The organism is Enterococcus sp. DIV0712, from assembly GCF_050554855.1.
Taxonomy (GTDB): domain Bacteria; phylum Bacillota; class Bacilli; order Lactobacillales; family Enterococcaceae; genus Enterococcus; species Enterococcus faecalis.
Window position 1 is genome coordinate 2665553 of sequence record NZ_CP187333.1, and the last position, 19725, is coordinate 2685277.

At 40.9% G+C, this 19725-nt stretch carries 10 protein-coding genes; 3 read left to right on the forward strand and 7 right to left on the reverse strand.

Features of this window, described 5'->3' with window-relative positions:
- Nucleotides 1-40: 40 nt before the first annotated feature.
- From IGL42_RS12730 to pplA, 7 genes are all read right to left on the reverse strand, one after another.
- A complete protein-coding gene (locus IGL42_RS12730) occupies nt 41-4732 on the reverse strand; it encodes a WxL domain-containing protein (protein ID WP_010710853.1) in 4692 nt (1563 codons plus the stop codon).
- Nucleotides 4733-5080: 348 nt separating this feature from the next.
- Entirely contained in the window at nt 5081-8080 is a 3000-nt protein-coding gene (locus tag IGL42_RS12735; RefSeq protein ID WP_010711264.1) for a WxL domain-containing protein, read from the reverse strand.
- Between the two features lie 346 nt (nt 8081-8426).
- Complete coding sequence (locus tag IGL42_RS12740) at nt 8427-12320, reverse strand: WxL domain-containing protein (RefSeq protein WP_010711183.1); 3894 nt, start codon at nt 12318-12320, stop codon at nt 8427-8429.
- Entirely contained in the window at nt 12307-12669 is a 363-nt protein-coding gene (locus IGL42_RS12745) for an LPXTG cell wall anchor domain-containing protein (RefSeq protein WP_002370158.1), read from the reverse strand. Before IGL42_RS12745 ends, IGL42_RS12740 begins: the two co-directional genes overlap by 14 nt.
- Before the next feature lie 387 nt (nt 12670-13056).
- Nucleotides 13057-14004, reverse strand: coding sequence for a 1,4-dihydroxy-2-naphthoate polyprenyltransferase (gene menA / locus IGL42_RS12750; protein ID WP_002367506.1), 948 nt, complete (start codon nt 14002-14004; stop codon nt 13057-13059).
- Nucleotides 14005-14017: 13 nt separating this feature from the next.
- Nucleotides 14018-15085: an FAD:protein FMN transferase gene (locus tag IGL42_RS12755; protein ID WP_002354751.1), complete on the reverse strand. Its 1068-nt coding sequence runs from the start codon at nt 15083-15085 to the stop codon at nt 14018-14020.
- A 254-nt stretch (nt 15086-15339) separates the two neighbouring features.
- The gene (gene pplA / locus IGL42_RS12760) at nt 15340-16269 is read right to left on the reverse strand and encodes an extracellular electron transfer flavoprotein PplA (protein ID WP_002368513.1); all 930 of its coding nucleotides are present in this window, start codon (nt 16267-16269) and stop codon (nt 15340-15342) included.
- A gap of 277 nt (nt 16270-16546) precedes the next feature.
- On the opposite strand from pplA, the gene IGL42_RS12765 reads away from it, so the two are divergent.
- The 3 genes from IGL42_RS12765 to IGL42_RS12775 all read left to right on the forward strand — a co-directional run bounded on the left by IGL42_RS12765 (nt 16547) and on the right by IGL42_RS12775 (nt 19702).
- Nucleotides 16547-18493 carry an NAD(P)/FAD-dependent oxidoreductase gene (locus IGL42_RS12765; RefSeq protein ID WP_002354747.1) on the forward strand — a complete coding sequence of 649 codons (1947 nt, stop codon included), beginning with the start codon at nt 16547-16549 and terminating at the stop codon, nt 18491-18493.
- 217 nt (nt 18494-18710) lie between these two features.
- Nucleotides 18711-19133: a NusG domain II-containing protein gene (locus tag IGL42_RS12770; RefSeq protein WP_002358956.1), complete on the forward strand. Its 423-nt coding sequence runs from the start codon at nt 18711-18713 to the stop codon at nt 19131-19133.
- An 11-nt stretch (nt 19134-19144) separates the two neighbouring features.
- Nucleotides 19145-19702, forward strand: a complete 558-nt coding sequence (locus IGL42_RS12775) for a Gx transporter family protein (RefSeq protein WP_002354743.1) — start codon at nt 19145-19147, stop codon at nt 19700-19702.
- The last annotated feature ends 23 nt before the right edge of the window (nt 19703-19725 follow it).

Sequence of the window (19725 nt, forward strand, 5' to 3'; positions counted from 1 at the left end):
CCGAGCCTTAGAAAAATAAGAGGCTCGGGCATTTTTATTTTTATGGGCCAGTCACTAAATTCCAAGTGACGGCGGCTTGGTATTGTTGGCCAGACATGCCTTGATTGGCGGGCACTTCTAGTTTGATGTTAGCAAACGTGAAGTCCAACTGATAGACGTCACTACCTGTGAACTGTTGGTTCGCGACCACTGCTGTTGCGGTATTATCGGCGGTTAAATTCACGGTGCCAGTCTTGCCAAGCGGCGTCTTGGTTTCTGTTGGTTGGTTGTAATCGGTAAAGCTGGCAGCAGCGGCCGTTCCTAGCAACAAGCGGGTCGTTGTCGGCAAGCTGTCTGTCGCTGATTTTGGTTGCGACAGTTGCGCCGTTAAGCTCCAGTTGTCTTGGCTAGTATTCAGGCGTAAATAGGGATTGCGTGTGCCGTTGTCGTAGTAATCAGCGGCTTTTTTCAAACCATATTGTTGCTTACTTCCTGAAATCGCTAATTTGCCAAAATCAAATGTTGGCGTACTAATGAAGCCGTCGCCGTCAGGATTAGTTATTTCTTGGTCTAGGTCTTTAATACGGACCGTATCTTTGGCGATTAAGCTGCCAAAGTTGCCCGTTACTTCAACTTCAGCGGTTAAAACTTGACCAGGATTTCCTGTAACGGCGGTTCCTAATAAGTTCATTTGTAACTGTCCGCCTGCTGGTAAGGGCGTATTTAATGGCAGAGAAAAACCTGCTGCCCACTGTTCTTTCGTAACTGGATAGGCCTTAGCATTCTGCCCTGTACCTAACACAAAAATAGTATTGGGCGGGCTGATGCCAGCGGCCCATGTCGCCGTTGGTTTGATTTTAATGGTCGTCAACGGGGCTTCTCCCGTATTTTTTAACAGCACTTCCCAGTGATCCATTGTCGCGCCATTTTCGACTATGTCAGCGGAACCTTTTACCGTTAATTCTGCTGTAGGAACCGCTTCTTGATACACAGCGGTCATGTCGTCATTCTCATCAAATGTTGGAGTAAAGCTTGGTGTTGTTGTTGTTTTTAAAGGTGTTGTTGTTTCTTTCCCCTTGTACCAGCCTTTGAATACATAGGTTTTTTCTCCGACTTGGTAGGTTTTCGGCAACGCTTTTGCAGCGGTATATTTATACGTTTCACTGTTCATTACCAGCTGATTTCCTTGCGTAAATCCTGTCGGTGCTGTAATCTTCGTACCATTCTCATCTACAAAGTTTTCAGTGATGCGCCGATTTTCTAAATAGTAATTTACTGTCCCTGTTGCGTATATTTCTGTGTGGGCAGTCACCCCGCTCACTGTACTATTATAATCCATTTTATAAAGAGAAGAGAAGGTTGTTCGAGTGGTTTCCCCTTGCCACCCTACTTCAGGAAACCGGTAATCCGTTTGAGACCCCGCAATTGGTGTCACTTGTAAACGATTTTCAGTAAATTCTGCACTATTTTTCGTATTATGATACGCAATTATTCCCGTAACCCCAGAATAATTCGGACCATTATATTTACTCGACGGGGTTATAGTCGGCGTTTTATAATACTTAGGAATTGTCACGATGCTATTACGTGTTCCATAAAGCTCTTCATCCGACGTAAAACTTCCCACAATATTGACAGCTGGAATCTTTAACTGTAGAAAATCACCAGTTGGTAACGCGGTAATAGTTTGCAACTTGCTTTGTAAACCACCCACTACCTGAGACATATCTGTGCGGATATTGAAATTACTTGGTGCTACATAGTCACCCGTCTCATTGATAAAACCAAAATTAATCGTTTTGTCTTCCGTCTTAAATTCATCATATACTATAGTGATATCATCTTGGTCATCATAAGTCACTGGATAACTAATATTTCGATTTGTTCTGGTGATTTCATTTAGTTTGTCTGGTTTTTCTTTGCCTTTATACCAGCCTTTTAAGACATAAGGCCGATTATTGACTTTGTACATAAAAGGCAACGTACCTGCCTGAGTAAATGTAAAATTATCCTTATCAATGATTGTTTGTTTCCCTTGTGTGAACCCAGTTGGCGGCGTAATTTTCGTTCCAGATGCATCCACAAAATTTTCAGTTACACGGCGATTAACAAGATAGTAATATAACGTGCTTTCAGGAAACATTTCCACGCCAGCTAACGAATTATCATTTCTTATAAGTGTTGTTTTATATAAACTTGAGAAAAGGTTTTCAGGATTATCATCCCAGTATATTTCACGGAGTTTATAACGTTGGTTCTGACTCTTCGTTACTGTGAAATATACAGGATTTGCGCCTTCTGTATAAGGATTGCCAGAAAAAGTCCTTTCTACTCGTCCTGCTAATGGATACTCTTGTCCTTGATACCCAGAAGGTTTTTGAAACGAAAGGTTCTTATAGTATTTAGGAATCTCAATAAACGAGTTCCTTGTACCATAAAAGTTCGAGCTATTCGTCAACGTGTACTGTTTTTGTGGAATTGTCATGGCTTTTAAGTTTCCTGTTTGATCCGTTGCCGAAATATTATCTAAAACCGTGCTAACGCCATCGATAATCTGAACTACCTCTGTGGTGACTTTAAAGTCAGCAGGATTGAGTAATTGCCCACTTTCTCCAACAAACCCAAACTGCACGGTATTGCCGCCATATTTAATTTCTTCATATATAATTGTTAAATCATCATTATCATCATAGGAGGCATCATATTCCGGCACTCGTGTGGTTTGTAAATTTTGAGGTTGCGTTTTCCCTTTATACCAGCCTTTAAAACGATAGGCTTTGTCATTCGCGTAGTAACTATAAGGTAATTCTTGCGCCAATTTAAAATGGTAGGTGTCGCTGTCAATGACTGTTTGCTTTCCCTGAGTAAATCCTGTCGGTGCTGTAATCTTCGTACCATTCTCATCTACAAAATTTTCAGTGATGCGCCGATTTTCTAAGAAATAATACATCGTATCATCGGTTGTATAGTAATTTGGCACACTTACTTCTGTATTTGTACTAGTCAAAATAGAATCAAATCTCGTTTTGGTCGTATCCTCTATCCAAGAAGTGTAGTACAGTCGATACTGATTGGCTGTCGTTGTAGGATATAAACTATAATATTTGCCATCTGTCTCCACCCGTATGTCAGCTATCGTACTGTCCACAAAACGCATTCTTTTTGTTGCAACAGGATAAGCCGTACTGGAGCCTGTATAATGAGGCCCAGGTGTTACTGTTGGTGGTTTGTATTGTTTAGGGATTGTTAAGCGAAAATTAGTACTACCATAAAAGGCAGGATTTATCGTTTTCGTGTAGGTTAATTGTTGACTAGGAATGGTTAATTTTTTCAGATTCCCACTATTAACACCTGTTGCTGTTCCTACTTGTTTCGCTATTCCGTTCATGATCGATGTTAAATTAGTCTGCATCCCGAAATTCGCTGGCGCTATTAATGCGCCTTTTTCATCTACAAACCCAAAGCTATAAGTGATTTCCGGGATTGTCGTTGTCTTTTCTTCTAATTCCTCATAAAAAACATACACATTGTCTTTACCATCGTAAGTAACATCAAATTCTGGTGTCAATGTGGTTTCCAACTTAACGGCTTTAGGATCTGGTCGAGCGGATCCTTTATACCACCCTTTAAACTGGAAGTGACGATTCCCAGAAGAATAGGTTTTTGGAAATGCTTTTGGAGCTTTATAGTGAAAATTGTCTGACTCAACCACCGTTTTCGAAAGGGCTGCATTATAGCCTGTCGGATAGGTTGGCAAAACTGTCGATGTCATGTCATTATAATAAATACTAACTCGTCTATTGGGTACATAATAATAAATCGTATCATCGGTTATTAAATAATTATTTTCACCTGCAGTCGTGGCCATACTGTAAGCAGCAGAAAATTGGACTTTTTGAGGATCAGGGACCCAAGAATATGTTCGCAAACTAAATTGCTTAGGCGTTGCCGTAGTAAACATATTAAAACGTTCCCCTGTTGTGTATGTACTATAATCCTTGCCAGTAGCTATAGTTACTTGACGGGAAACAGCCAAAGGAAAGGTTGTCGTGTCTGGTCCTTGATAAAAATTATTAGGCGTTGTCTTGGGGGCAGCATATTGCCCTGGCAACGTAATTTTGTGATTGGTTAGTCCCGAAAAACCGTAGTCCTCTGTGGCGTCATCATCAGGAAGTGTAACTTTCGGCACCGTCAACATCTTGAAATTCCCTAGATTACTAGTTGTAATGGTTCCCACCTTTGTCTGAGTACCTGATTTTCTTTCTACTTTCGTGACATCGGCTGTGAACGTCACTTTAGCAGGATCAATAAACAACCCATTTTCATCAATAAAGGCCATTTTATAGGTTTTCTCAGGAATATCAGCCGTTTTAACTGCACGATTTTCTCGCTTTGTCGGCTCCTCCTGAGTCGCTTCAACAGCCGCTATCGTTGTATCGGCTGTTGCTTCAGTCTGGTCCTCTGCCGATGGTAGTTGCGGCTCTTCTATCATCTTTTGAAGTAATTCTGATGTCTCTGGTTCTGTGGGTGTTTCTGATGAAGCAACTGTGTTGGCTGTTTCATTTTCTTGACTAGCGTTTAACGATGAGTCGCTTGTAGCGGTATCCTCACTTGCCGTTGTTTCTCCCGTTTCAGTGGTTGTTTCATTTTCAACAACCATTGTTTCGGCGAGTACTGAGATGCCATTGAGTGAACTTATCAATAAGGAACAACACAAAGCGGTTGTAAGTAACTTTTGCCATTTTTGATTCATGCTATTCTCCTTTTTATGTATTGGTTTTATTGTTAATTGTTATATGTAAACCTTTTAATTTTCTCCATTATTCTATCAAAAAAAGGCGGCCTTGAAATTTTAAATTTTGCTACAGCTAAGTGACTTTTCCAATGATTCCTATTATACCAAGGCGGAAGAGCACTTTTTCACCGAAAAAGTGCTTGATAATCAAGAGAATCTGCCATTTTGCTACTGATTCTCAGCCAAATTCCTTAATTTTCATAAACAAAAGCTCAAAATATTAGTATCAAATACTAACATTTTGAGCTTTTCTCATGATATTTTTACTATTTATAAAAGGAGTCCGCCACATAATCCCGAAGGTTGTTAGGGACCAGTCACCAAATTCCACGTAACGGCGGCTTGGTATTGTTGGCCAACCATGCCTTGATTGGCGGGCACTTCTAGTTTGATGTTAGCAAACGTGAAGTCCAACTGATAAACGTCACTACCTGTGAACTGTTGGTTCGCGACTACCGCTGTTGCGGTATTGTCGGCGGTTAAATTCACGGTGCCAGTCTTGCCAAGCGGTGTCTTGGTTTCTGTTGGTTGGTTGTAATCGGTAAAGCTGGCAGCAGCGGCCGTTCCTAGCAACAAGCGGGTCGTTGTCGGCAAGCTGTCTGTCGCTGATTTCGGTTGCGACAGCTGCGCCGTTAGGCTCCAATTCGGTTGGGTTTTCTTGATCAGCAGATAGGGATTGCGTGTGCCGTTGCCATAGTAATCAGCGGCTTTTTTCAAGCTGTGCTGTTGCGTGCTTCCCGCTACCCCAACTTGACCAAAATTGAAGGTTGGAACACTGATGAAGCCTTCCCCAGTCGGTTCTTTTGTTTCTTGATCTAAATCTTTAATCCGGACCGTATCTGAGGCAGTCAGTTTACTGAAGTTCCCTGTGACTTCCACAGCGGCTTTTAGCACTTGGTTTGGTTGTCCAGTAACTTTTGTTCCTAGGAGATTAATCGTTAGTTGGCCGCCAACAGGAAGACTACTATCTAAAGGAATCTCAAAACCTGCTTCCCACTGCTCTTTCGTGATTGGTCGAACTTTCGTATTTTGACCAGTACCTAAAATAAACAGTTCCGTGGGCGTACTAATTCCAGCCGCCCAGTCAGTGGTTGGTTTAATCTTAACTGAAGTTAAAGGTGCTTCTCCAGTATTTTTTAACAGCACTTCCCAATATTCCATGGCTGCGCCATTGTCAATGACATCGACTGCACCACGCATCGTTAAGTTAGCGCTGATGCTTGCTTCTTTGTAGACTGCCGTCATGTCGTCATTGCCATCAAAAGTTGTATTGTATGTTGGCGTAGTGCTGGTTGTTAAAGTGTTAGGCTTCGTTTTACCTTTGTACCAGCCTTGGAAAATGTAAGTTTTACCACCTGTTGTATAACTAGCTGGTAAAGCTCTTGTTACTGTGTACTTGAAAGTGTTGCTCGTCATGGGAATCTGGTTCCCCTGCGTGAAGCCTGTTGGTGGCGTGATTTTAGTGCCGTTGGTGTCCACGAAGTTTTCGGTGACTTGTTTACGGGTGACTGTGTAGACTAATTTGGATGCATTTACTGGATTTCCACTAAAAAGATTCATGGTAATTAGAGGCTTACCTCCGTCACTCGCATAACCCATCAATGTATTGAATACTCCACTACTTTCCTTTGAAAAATATACTCCATCTGTATCAAAGCCTAATAAGGCGATATTTCCAGCACTCAGGTTATATTCTGTTGGCACTTGATTAGGATCTATAATTGTGGCGCTACCACTGGTATAGTTATAGCCATACATTTTCATAACACTTTTCACCGTATCTAATTCAATACTATTGACATATTTTAATTGTTGATTGATCGCTAGTTTATCTAGAGAAAAATTAAGTCTGTTCGTACCATTAATTGGTTTGTCATTCCCATAAACTCGCAATAGCTCTGGTGATAATGGCATCGTACCATTGTTAAGACTTAGTGTGTATTGTCCGCTACCTTGGCTTTTGGAGGTTAAATCGTACAAATCTGTATAAAGCCTATCACTCGTTCTTTGCACACGATATTTACCGCTAAAAGTTAACGCTGGCGTGAAGCCAACCCCTTTTTCGTCTACAAAGTTTACATCTAATGATGGATACAACGTTGTGACTGTCTCTTCCTCATACACCACCGTCAAATCGTCATTCCCATCATAGGTCACCGCATAGCTTGGCGCTTTGGTCGTGGTCAAGGTATTTGGCTTGGTTTTGCCTTTGTACCAACCTTTAAATTTGTAGGTTTTGCCGTTGCTTGCTTTGTAAGTGTCTGGTAAGGTGCCAGCTTGTTTGAAGGTGAAAGCATTGCTGGTCATTGGTGTTTTCTTGTTTTGGGTAAAACCTGTTGGCGGCGTGATAGCTACGCCGTTAGTATCTACGAACTTTTCGGTGACTTGTTTCCGAGTGACTACGTAATTAAGTGTTTCTCGGTACGTTGCAGTGCCATCAAAACCTATTAATATTGGTCCACGTTCTACAGAATCTGTGCGCAGCATCGTTAATACGTCAGTAATTTCTGGAGCCAAAGCTAATGAATTTAGAGAAAAGATATTTGCACTATTTTTAGAAAATATTCTATCCCTCTGAGTCAAATTCTGTTTAACATAATTACCAAATTGAGCTGCTTCAGATGTTTGTTGCACACTGTATCTGGTCATGTTTATACTACCAGGCGGGGCAACAATACTGTCGACATACTTTAACGTGTTATCAATCTTTAATTGTTCAATTGCGTACAAATTATGAGTGTAACCTGCTGGTAAATTTGTGAGAAAATCGTACGGCATAGGAATCGTTGCATTGACTGCTACTCGATATTGACCACCGCCTGCATTAGAAGAAACAATTGGATATCTATCAGCGTATGGTCGCCACTGACTAGTTGCCGTGTGGCGAGCTAATTTATAATACGTCCCTGATAACGTTAAGTTTTCATCAGCAAAAGCTTTTCCTGTTTCATCAGTAAAGCCAAAGATCATTCTCGGATAAATCACTTGATCATTCGGCACCCAACGTGGCGAAATGCTCTTTTGTCGGTCATTTTCACTACTATTTTCTGGTACTGATTCTGTTGTTTCAGTTTTCACCTCTGGTATTTCTGCTTGTTTCTCTGTTTCCTGTGTTCCTTCTTCCCGACTCGTTTCAGTCGTTTCTTGACTGCTTTCCGTACTTTCTTGCGTTGCGCTACTTGCTACTGTCGGACTACTTTCACTCGTGACTGTTTCCGCAACTGCGGTCGCGCCAGAAAAGGCGTTAATCACTAAAGAACTACACAAGCCAATGGTTGCTAAGCGTTGCCAGTTAATTCTCTTCATGTCGTCCCTTCTTTCTATGTACCATTTTGATTCATGCTATTCTCTTTCTTTATGTATTGGTTTATTGTTCATTGGTATATGTACCGCTTTTAATTTTCTCCATTCTATCAAAAAAAGGTGACCTTGAAATTTCAAATTTTGCTACAGCTAAGTGACTTTTCCGACGATTCCTATTATACCAAGGTAGAAGAGTCCTTTTTTACTAGAAAAATGCGCGAAAAATCAAGAAAATCTGCCATTTTGCTTCTGATTCTCAGCCAAATTCCTTAATTTCCATAAACAAAAGCTCAAAATGTTAGTATCAGACACTAACATTTTGAGCTTTCCTCATGATAACTTAACTATTTTAAGGACCTGTAACTAAGTTCCACGTAATTGCGGCTTGGTATTGTTGCCCCTTGACCCCTTGGTTGGCTGGCACTTCAAGTTTGACATTGTTGAAGGTGAAGTCCAATTGATAGATATTACTCCCAGTGAATTGTTGGTTGGCAATAATCCTAGTGGCCGTGTTGTTGGCATTCAAACTAATGGTACTCGTAGTACCGACCGCATTTTTCAACTCGGTAGGTTGGTTGTAATTTGAGAAACTCGAAACAGGCGCCGCCCCTAATAATAAGCGGGTCGCTGTCGGCAAGCTGTCTGTGGCTGATTTTGGTTGCGACAGTTGCGCTGTTAAACTCCAATTCGGTTGGGTTTTCTTGATCCGCAGATAGGGATTGCGTGTGCCGTTGCCATAATAATCAGCGGCTTTTTTCAAGCTGTGCTGTTGCGTACTTCCCGCTACCCCAACCTGACCAAAATTGAACGTTGGAACACTGATGAAGCCTTCCCCAGTCGGTTCCTTTGTTTCTTGATCTAAATCTTTAATCCGGACCGTATCTGAGGCAGTCAGTTTGTTGAAGTTCCCTGTGACTTCCACAGCGGCTTTTAGCACTTGGTTTGGTTGTCCAGTAACTTTTGTTCCTAGGAGATTAATCGTTAGTTGACCTCCCACAGGAAGACTACTGTCTAAAGGAATCTCAAAACCTGCTTCCCACTGCTCTTTCGTGATTGGTCGAACTTTCGTATTCTGACCAGTACCTAAAATAAACAGTTCCGTGGGTGTACTAATTCCAGCCGCCCAGTCAGTGGTTGGTTTAATCTTAACTGAAGTTAAAGGTGCTTCTCCAGTATTTTTTAAGAGCACTTCCCAATATTCCATGGTTGCGCCATTGTCAATGACATCGACTGCACCACGCATCGTTAAGTTAGCGCTGATGTTTGCTTCTTTGTAGACTGCTGTCATATCATCATTGTCATCAAAGGTTGTGTTATACGCTGGCGTGGTGCTGGTTGTCAACGTATTCGGTTTTGTTTTGCCTTTGTACCAGCCTTGAAAGACGTAGGTTTTGCCACCTGCTGAATAACTAGCTGGTAAAGCTTTTGCGCTCGTATACTTGAAGGTGTTGCTCGTCATGGGAATCTGGTTCCCTTGCGTGAAGCCTGTTGGTGGCGTGATTTTAGCGCCACTTGTGTCCACAAAGTTTTCGGTGACTTTGCGGTTGGTTAAATGATAATAGACAGGTCCACTGATTGTTTGATATAGGGCAGTGATACTTCCAGAACTAGAATAAGAAACTGTTCTACGTAAGAAAGGTGGGTACCTAACACTAGAATCAATACCTGAATATATTTCTCTTGGTGTAAAACTCCCATCTGCTCGTTGTGTCAAGGTTAACTCAGCAATTACATTTGCTTCAGGTTGCACCGTATCATTGGATACCGAAGAAACAGTTGTCTTTACTGGTAGAGGATACTTAGGATCAATTTTTCCAGTTTTATCATAAAGATTCAACGATTTATAGTATTTAGGCAGGTTAATTGAGAAATTTGCGAATGCTTCACCATTCCAACCTACTACGGTAGGTTGTGCAATATTCTTTGCAGTTAACGTCACTTGCCGTAAATTACCAACTTTTACGCCACTCTGATTATTAGCAATTGTGCCAAATGATACCGTAGAGCCTGCTGCCCCAGTTCCTCTATACACAATACTCTTATAGTCATACGTAAGACTAATATCGTCAGGATTCACCAACTGTCCCGCTTCATTGACAAAACCAAATTGGTATGTAGTTTCTGGGAAATTGATTTCCTCATATACAACGTTCAAATCATCATTATCATCATAAGTCACCGCATAGCTTGGTGCTTTGGTGGTGGTCAAGGTGCTAGGCTTGGTTTTGCCTTTGTACCAACCTTTGAATTTATAGGTTTTTGTGCCAGCTTTATAGGTGTCAGGCAAAGTACCAGCTTGTTTGAATGTGTATGGGTCACTATCAATCCCTGTTTGTTTCCCTTGAGTGAAACCTGTTGGCGGTGTAATTTTAGCACCCGTGGCATCGACGAAGTTCTCGGTGACTTTGCGTTGAGTCAAATGATAGTAGACTGGTGCGTCCAAGCTGTAATAATAAGTATATCCTGTTACCCCTCTCCTCATCATTGGAAAAGATGAGTTTACAGGTTCTGGACTTGTTAGTGCCTCCTTATAAACATACGAATTATCCGCTGCTTTAGCTAGTGTTAACCAGCCTGGAAAAATAGCATCTGTTACTAACCCTATCACTTCTTGATTATTTGTATAATAATGTCTAGGGGGAAGTGGGTAATTGCTATCTATTTTACCTGACTTATTATAAATATTTAATCCTGTATAATACTTAGGTAGGGAAAAAGAAATATTAATCATTGCTTCCCCATTTGATTGCGCTTCCCCCACGTGTAGTGGCATACTACTTTTTGGCATGGTTATTTTTTTTAATTTCCCATCTGTAATAGCTTTTTGATTAAGATCTATTCCATTCCAAGTAGTGGTACCATTGCTCGTTAAATATCTAGAATAATCATAAGCAATTGTAATATCATCTGATTTCACTAACTGACCATCCTGATTTACAAAGCCAAATTGAAAGGTTTCTTCAGGAAATTCAAAAGCTTCCTCATACACCACATTCAAATCATCATTATCATCATAAGTCACCGCATAGCTTGGTGCTTTGGTGGTGGTCAAGGTGTTTGGCTTGGTTTTGCCTTTGTACCAGCCTTTGAACTTATAGGTTTTGCCGTTGCTTGCTTTGTAAGTCTCTGGCAAGGTGCCAGCTTGTTTGAAGGTATAGTTATTGCTGGTAATACTGGTCTGCTTGCCTTGGGTGAATCCTGTTGGAGCAGGAATGGTTGCGCCTGCTGTGTCTTTGAAGGATTCGGTGACTTTTTTGTGTGTCACCTGTAAAGTTGAATAAGTTGTGGGAACGTACGCTACAGCTGATGCACTACTTCCATTTTGATTTGTATTGATTGAATACATATAAAAATAATCATTCGTATCTCGTGCTAAATCTTGCCTAGCCAAACTTATCGTATACATAGCAGAATATGCTACAGTGTCAGGATACTCTATTTTTTCTACTTTAGGAGCTAGAAAGGTGGGAGCAGCCGTTCTCATTCCAGTTGCACTAACTATAGTGTGTGGATCATCAATTATCTTCATATCTTCTATATATTTTGGGGTACGAAAAGCAATATTCCGAACATTATATATTTGATATTTTCCCGCTTCAGCAGTCAACGTTTTAGCAGGTATAATTATATTAAAACTATCTGTTTCTTGGTTTGTTACTGGATTAACTATACTTGTAGCTCCATTTGTACCTGTAGTTCCATATTGATAAAATATCTGAGCATCAAACGTAAAATCAGATAAGTTCAAAGAAGTATTATCATCCGATTTAACATTAAACTGAAGCTTTCCTTCTGGAAAACTATAATTACCTAAGTGATTCACACCATACAATAATGTATATAACTGTTGGTGCAGTGTTGCTAAGTTATCTGCCCGAACCCCAATCCCACTCACTGGCGTAGGTGCCAACACTGGATTCGGCTGAACTACTTCTGAAGTTGTTGTTTCCTCTTCTTGTTTCTTCGCTTCTGTTTCTTCTTTATGCTCTTCTTTCACTACTTCTGGTTTCTCTGTTTCCTGTGTCACTTCTTCCCGACTCGTTTCAGTCGTTTCTTGACTGCTTTCCGTACTTTCTGGCGTTGCGCTACTTGCTGATGTTGCTTCCTTAGCGCTACTTGCTACTGTCGGACTACTTTCAATCGTGATTGTTTCCGCAACTGCGGTCACGCCAGAAAAGGCGTTAATCACTAAAGAACTACACAAGCCAATGGTTGCTAATCGTTGCCACTTAGTTTGCTTCATGTCGTCCCTTCTTTCTATGTACCATTCCCGCCAAGCCGATTAAGGCTAAGCCGAGAATGCTAAGATTTGCCTGACTCTTGCTCCCTGTACGAGGGAGCTGCGAGCCAGTTGTGGTGGTCTGTGTCGAACCACCACTTCGTTGATCTCCTTGCGGAGGACCAGCTGGTTCCTTGGGATCAGCAGCTGGCGCATCTGTTTTCGGTGGGGCATCTTTAGGAGCGGGTGTTCTCGGATTTTGGTAAAATTCAATCCCCACCGAACTAGAACCACCATCAGACGCTTCAACATTTATAAAAAAACTAGGAGAAGATAGTAGACACACAATCATTAAATAACGCTTTTTTTTCATTTAAAAACCTCCTTTAGATTCACTTGTATTCGTTGATCTTTTATACAAGGAATGTGTAACAACCTTTTTTCATACCTCTATAATAACAAAGAACCCCCCCTTAGGAATTGACGTTTTTTTCGCACCTCTTGCGAAAATTTTGAAAGTTCTTGTTATACCAGGGTTTACAACGCCCGTTATTTAATAATCGTTACTAAAAAAAGGCGATTTTAGTCAATTTTTATCAAAAATCCCCGACAAAAGTTTAAGGTTTCTATCCATTTAACGAGAAAAGCTCAAAAAGTTAGTAATTGATACTAACTTTTTGAGCTTTGTGTAACACTTTTGAAGAAGTCGCTTGAAAAAAAACAGTATTTTTTTCGTATTTTCTTCTACTTTTTTAAGAATCTAGCCAAGCAACGCACTAATTAATAGCCCTAAGGCATAGGTGCCATTGAAAACCAGTAAGTTCTTAATGGAATGACGGAAACTTTTCGGCTGCGGCAATTCTTGTTTAAACGTTTGAATATTTTTCCAAATGACAGGCAAAGTGGCAAATGTAATTAACACTGGCCATTGATAAATACCACTAATGAAGCCGAATAAAATCACCAGATAACCAGCTAGCGCTAACACTTGAAACAGCACAATCCCTGCTGGGCGCCCGATATAATAGACTAATGTATAACGGTGGTTCTCAATATCCGTGTCTAAGTCCCGTAAATTGTTGGCGAGCATGATGTTAGCAATCGAACAGACCAAGGGCAAGGACGCCACGACAATCGCAAGCACCGCCCAGAGATTGCCGTCTAAGCGAAAGGCGCCGCTAGCAAAATCGACCGTTAAGTAAAAAGGCGGATTGGTGACGACGTTCAAGTAAACGGTTAAGACGAAGATGCCTAAGCCCATCGTGAAGCCACTGAAAATTTCCCCCAAGGGCATGCGGGATAACGGAATCGGTCCATACGTGTAGAAAATACCGATGAAGCAGCAAATCCCGCCTAATACGAGGAAGAGCCAGCCTGTTTGAACCGTTAAGTAAGCACCCACAACGGCAGTGAAGGCAATCATGGCGAAAATCATGTTGCGGACTAGTTGTGGTGAAACGCCTGATTGTCCGATAATATTTTCTTCATATTTATAGACGTCAGATTTGGCTTTTTTGAAGTCCATGTAATTATTAATGGCGGTGGTGGCCATATCAAAGACCACCATGCCAATGAAGAAAACCAGCGTGTTGCCCCACTGAACTTCCCCGAAATAGGTCATTGAAAACAAGACCCCGATAATGAAGGGAAAGAGACTGGCAAGCTTCGTCTGAATTTCCACTACTTTTAAAAACACATTTAAAGACATTTTTAGTCGCTCCTTATTTCAAATCGGCCCGATTCCCCATCGTATAGCCAGAGTCTTTGCCGATTTCAAAGTTGCCTTCGATATCTTTGCTGATGTAGACTTTGTCGTCTTTTGTGACGAAAATGGCATCGGTTCCTTTCAGACTTTCGACATATTCTAGTCCTTTTTTGACGCCCATTGAGAAGACGGCTGTTGAGAGACCATCACCATCGATGGATTTGTCGGTGATAATGGTGACACCCGCGATGTCGTTATCAAACGGATAGCCAGTTTCACGATCAAAGAGATGGTGGTAGGTTTTGCCATCGACTTTTAAGTAGCGTTCATAAATTCCTGATGTGACTAAGGTTTTGTTGCTTTCTTTGACTTGACCTAAAACAGTGTTGCGGGCTTTATTCGGATCTTGAATCCCAACTGTCCAATCCATGTCTTTGCCACGTGGGCTATGTCCTAAGACGTAAACATTCCCGCCTAAATCGACGATAGCGGTGGTGACGCCGTTGTCTTTGAGGACTTTCACGACTTCGTCGGTGATGAAGCCTTTGGCAATTGCGCCTAAATCCAATTGCATGCCTTTTTCTTCAAGGTAAACGGTTTGCTCTTTGTCGTTGAATTTGACTTTCGTGTAATCAACGAGTTTCAAGGCTTGATCAATTTCGGCTTGGCTTGGTTTGCGGGCATCATCGAAGCCAATGTGCCACATAGAAGTGATTGGGCCAATTGCCATGTCGAAGCCGCCGCGGGAGTCTTTGCTGTATTCATAGGCTTTTTTCAACAAAGGATACAGGTCATCTGAGACTTTGACCGGTTTTACGCCTGCTTCTTGGTTGATTTCATCAATTTCTGAACCTGGTTGGTTGACCGTGATTTTATCGCCTAGTTCTTTGACGCGGGCAAAAGCTTTCGGTAAGACGTCTTCTTTGCCATCATCGTAGATGCGAATTTGAACGTAGGTACCAAGCATTGTTTGACGGTCAGAGTATGGTTCTGTATTAATTTTCGCTTCTGGTTTTGAGGAACAAGCAGCTGCCACAAACAGCACTGCTAGAACACTCACCATGAGCAGAAGTTTCTTTTTCATAGGATTCCCTCTTCTTTCCTTCTTTAATTAAAAAATAAGTTCTCTTGCATAGTAGCCTTTTTTGGAAAAAATGAAAAGTCTTTCTCTTGGAAATTCACAAATTTCTGTGAAAAAATTTGTGAAATGATGGACAGAACTAGCGAAGAAAAAGGGGCGGGAAAGTCAGCCAACCGACTTTTTCCCAACCCCTCAATGGTGTCAAGTAATTGCTGAAAAGCATTTCAGGAACTACTTCACGATTCATTTATTATTACTTATTTTGTTACGATGTTGTCAACAACGATTTCAGTTGTGTCGCCTTTTTCAGCAGCGTTCACTAATTGTTGTGCGTAGTTGATGAATGAATGTGTGCTGTGTGTTGCACCAGTTACCACTTCAACACCTGCAGGTGAGCCGTCTTCTTCGCCCATTGCTTTAACAAATTCTTTGTTTAATGTTTCGATATATTCTTTTGGTCCAACGCCAGCAACGTCTTTCATTTTGCTTTCGTATTCAGTGTCATCTTTTTTAGATTTGCCGTCAGCGTTCACGTTATCGTAGTTAGATTCAGTCACTTTACCATCTTTCACAGTCATTGAGAATGTTGTGTGGTAGCCGTTTGAGTCATTTTTTTCTTTCAATGAGTACGTACCATCTTTCAATGTTGCCCCATTGTCGATTTCGATTGTGTCTGTGTTACCAGCTTGTGCTGCTTGGATTAATTGTTGTGCGTAGTTTTGGAATGATTCAGATGAATGAGTCGCACCAGTTACTACTTCCACACCGCTTGCGCTTTGTGCTTTAACAAAAGAATCGTTTAATTGTTTGATGTATTCTTTTGGTCCAACACCAGATTTTGCTTTCATGCTTTCTTCATACTTAGTGTCTTCTGTTTTAGATTTGCCGTCAGCATTGATGTTGTCATATTTAGATTCAGTGATTTTGCCGTCTTTTACAGTCATTTCAAAGACTGCACGGTAACCATTTTTTTCATTTTTTTCTTCTAATTTATACGTACCATCTTTTAAATCGCCACCGGCAACTTTTTTCGCTGGTGCTGATGATTCAGTTGATTTTTTCGTTTCTGAAGATGCTGCGCTAGAAGAGTTCGTTGTGTTGTCTTTCTTGTCTGCGCCACAGCCTGCTAATACTAAACTAAATAATGCAATTGCCGCAAAACCTTTAACAAATTTATTCACTTTCATTGATAGTCACCTTTTCTTTCATGATTTTCACAAACATCAAAAGTTTGTGATACATTACACATTATAATGGTTTTAAAAACGTTGTCAAGACCATCCCCTAAAAATATTTACATTTCGGTCTTTTTTTCATCAAAAACTCATCGTTGGAGTAAATTTGTTGACAATTAAAATTTATATTAGACAAATTCGTGAAATACTTATATAATGTTAGTCGATTGTGTACTTATTAATCATTATCACTATTTTACTACTTACAATATTAAGGAGCGGATTGTCAATGACAAAGCAAAATATTGTCGTTGTAGGTGCTGGGTATGCTGGCGTTTCAGCTACTAAATTTCTAGCAAAGAAATTTAAAAAAGATACGGACGTAACAATCACATTGATTGATCGCCATTCTTACCACACTATGATGACCGAATTGCATGAAGTAGCAGGCGGACGTGTTGAACCAGAAGCAATTCAATACGACTTACAACGTTTGTTCTCACGCAAGAAAAACGTAAAATTGGTAACAGATACTGTTACTGGGATCGACAAAGAAAACAAAGTTGTGAAAACTTTAGCAGGTTCTTATCCATTTGACCAGTTAATTCTGGGTATGGGTGGCGAACCAAACGACTTTGGAACACCAGGCGTGAAAGAAAATGGTTTCACCTTATGGTCATTTGATGATGCAGTGAAAATTCGTCATCACATTGAAGCAACCGTTGCTAAAGCAGCCATCGAACCAGATGCTGAAGTACGCAAAGCAATGTTAACATTCGTTGTCTGTGGTTCTGGTTTTACTGGGATCGAAATGGTCGGCGAATTAATCGACTGGAAAGATCGTTTAGCGAAAGATGCCAAAATTGATCCAGACGAAATTACATTAATGGTTGTTGAAGCAATGCCAACCATCTTAAACATGTTATCTCGTAACGATGCTGCCAAAGCAGAACGTTATCTAGAAAAGAAAAATGTTCAATTATTATTGAACTCACCAATCGTTGAAGTTGCAGCAGATCACATTAAATTAAAAGATGGTTCTGAAGTACCAACGCATACGTTAATCTGGACAGCTGGTGTGAAAGCAACTTCTGATGCCGCTGACTTTGGTTTAGAAGCAGCCCGTGGTAGTCGTTTAGTTGCGAATGAATACATGCAAGCTAAAGGCTACGAAGACAAAAACATTTATATCATTGGTGACTTGGTTTATTACGAAGAAACACCAAATACACCAACTCCTCAAATTGTTCAAGCAGCTGAACAAACAGGTCATACTGCGGCTGCCAACATCGTTGCAGATATTAAAGGTGGCGAAAAACACGCCTTTAAAGGAAACTACCAAGGATTCATGGTTTCCATCGGCGCGAAATGGGGCGTTGCCAACTTATTCGATAAAATTCATTTGAGTGGTTTCTTAGCCATCATTATGAAACATATCGTTAACTTGAAATACTTCTTTGATATTCGTTCTGGTTACTACATGTTCCAATACATTATGCACGAAATCTTCCATATTAAAGATGATCGTTCTGTTGCTCGCGGACATACGTCTCGTTACGGCAATGTCTTGTGGAGTGTTCCGCTACGTGTTTTCTATGGTATGGTTTGGTTAGTCGAATCAATGAAGAAAATTGTCGGCAACGGCGATTACTTGAAACCAAGCACTTGGTTTGGTGACGGTTCTTGGTTCACAGATAAAGTCGTTTTCCCATTCCCTTGGTTACAAGAACAAGTAACAACAGGTGCTTCTCAAGCAACTGAAACAGCAACAACTGCTGCAAGTGGTGCGGCGGATGCGGCGGCAAGCGGTGGTGCCGATGCGGCAACACAAGCAGCGCACTTTGGTTTAAGCTACGCTTACGGCGAAACACCAATGCAAGTGTTTGATCACATGCCTAAATGGTTCGAAAGCGTAATGAAATTTATGATGCCAAACCAAGAAGTTGCTTTGTTCATGCAAAAATTCATGACAATCGTTGAAGTATGTATTGCTTTAGCATTGATTGCTGGTTTATTCACTTGGTTATCAAGTGCTGCTACAATTGGTTTAACAATTGCCTTCTGTTTATCTGGCATGTTCTATTGGGTAAATATCTGGTTTATCTTTGTCGCTTTTGCTTTGATGAACGGTTCAGGCCGTGCTGTCGGTTTAGACCGCTGGGTAATTCCATGGATTCAACGCAAACTTGGTAAAGCGTGGTATGGTACCCCGAAAGCTAGATACGGCGGTAAGTAAGCAATCGATCATCGATTGACAACTACGAGCAAAAGCTGAGACACATGTCTCCAGCTGACTATCATAGGATTTAGTATGTGGGACAGCAGTCAAGCATGACTTTTGTCCCACATATTTTCTTTTATATAATATGGTGGCTCAACTGGAAAAGAATACTTCTTTTCCGTTCATTATGTTATGATAGACAAGAAAAAAACACCAAAGGAGAGAGAAGAAAATGACGATTAAAGAATTCATTAAGAAAAGTCGCTTGAAAACATGGGACGTTATTATTATTGCTGTTTTAGTTCTTGGTTCTTTTCTGCCCCTTGTTGTTTTTGCCATGCAAAACCGTGGTCAAGAAGCGGCTACGTATCAAGCAGTCTTGAAAGTAGACAACAAAGTAATCAAAGTCTTTGACTTAAAAAAGGACGGCCCGCATTATACATATAAATACGAAGCAAAAGACGGTGATTACAACCTGATTGAAGTAGATGGTGATCGTATCCGCGTGAAGGAAGCCAACTGTGCTGACTTAGTGGATGTTCGGCGAGGCTGGATTTCCAAACCTGGTGAAACCCCGATTGCCTGTCTACCCCACAATTTGTTTATCACCGTGGAAGCTTCTGATGGGAGTGAAGACGGTAGCTTAATTTATTAAGCACGACAACTATGAGCAAATTACACAAGAATATTTATATTGCTATGCTCGTTGCCCAAGGGGTCATTATTGGTTTAATCGAAAATATGATTCCTTACCCTTTCGCATTTGCTCCTGGGGCAAAGCTCGGTCTAGCAAATCTAATTACTATTATTGCGATTTTCACCATGCGTAAGCGTGATAGTTTTTTCCTAGTCTGTTTACGTTTGATTTTAACGACATTACTGGGCGGTACACTTTCGACCTTTTTCTATAGTGCCAGTGGTGCCTTATTAAGTTATTTCGGCATGTTGCTTGTCAAGCAGCTGGGGCCAAAACGGGTCAGCATTATAGGGATTAGTGCCGTTGGTGGTTTCTTACACAACGTTGGTCAGTTGCTAACGACCTCTTTCTTTGCTCATTCGTGGGCGCCGATGCTGTACTTACCATTTCTATCTCTGTTTGGGTTACTTTCAGGGATTGCCATTGGGATTGCCGCTAATTATTTACTACAACATGTCCAGACGTTACGAAAATTCCAACTGAATTATGAACAAACAACGAAACATAAGTGGAGTCAATTTTTCTAATTGAAAACCTGTCCGCCACAATT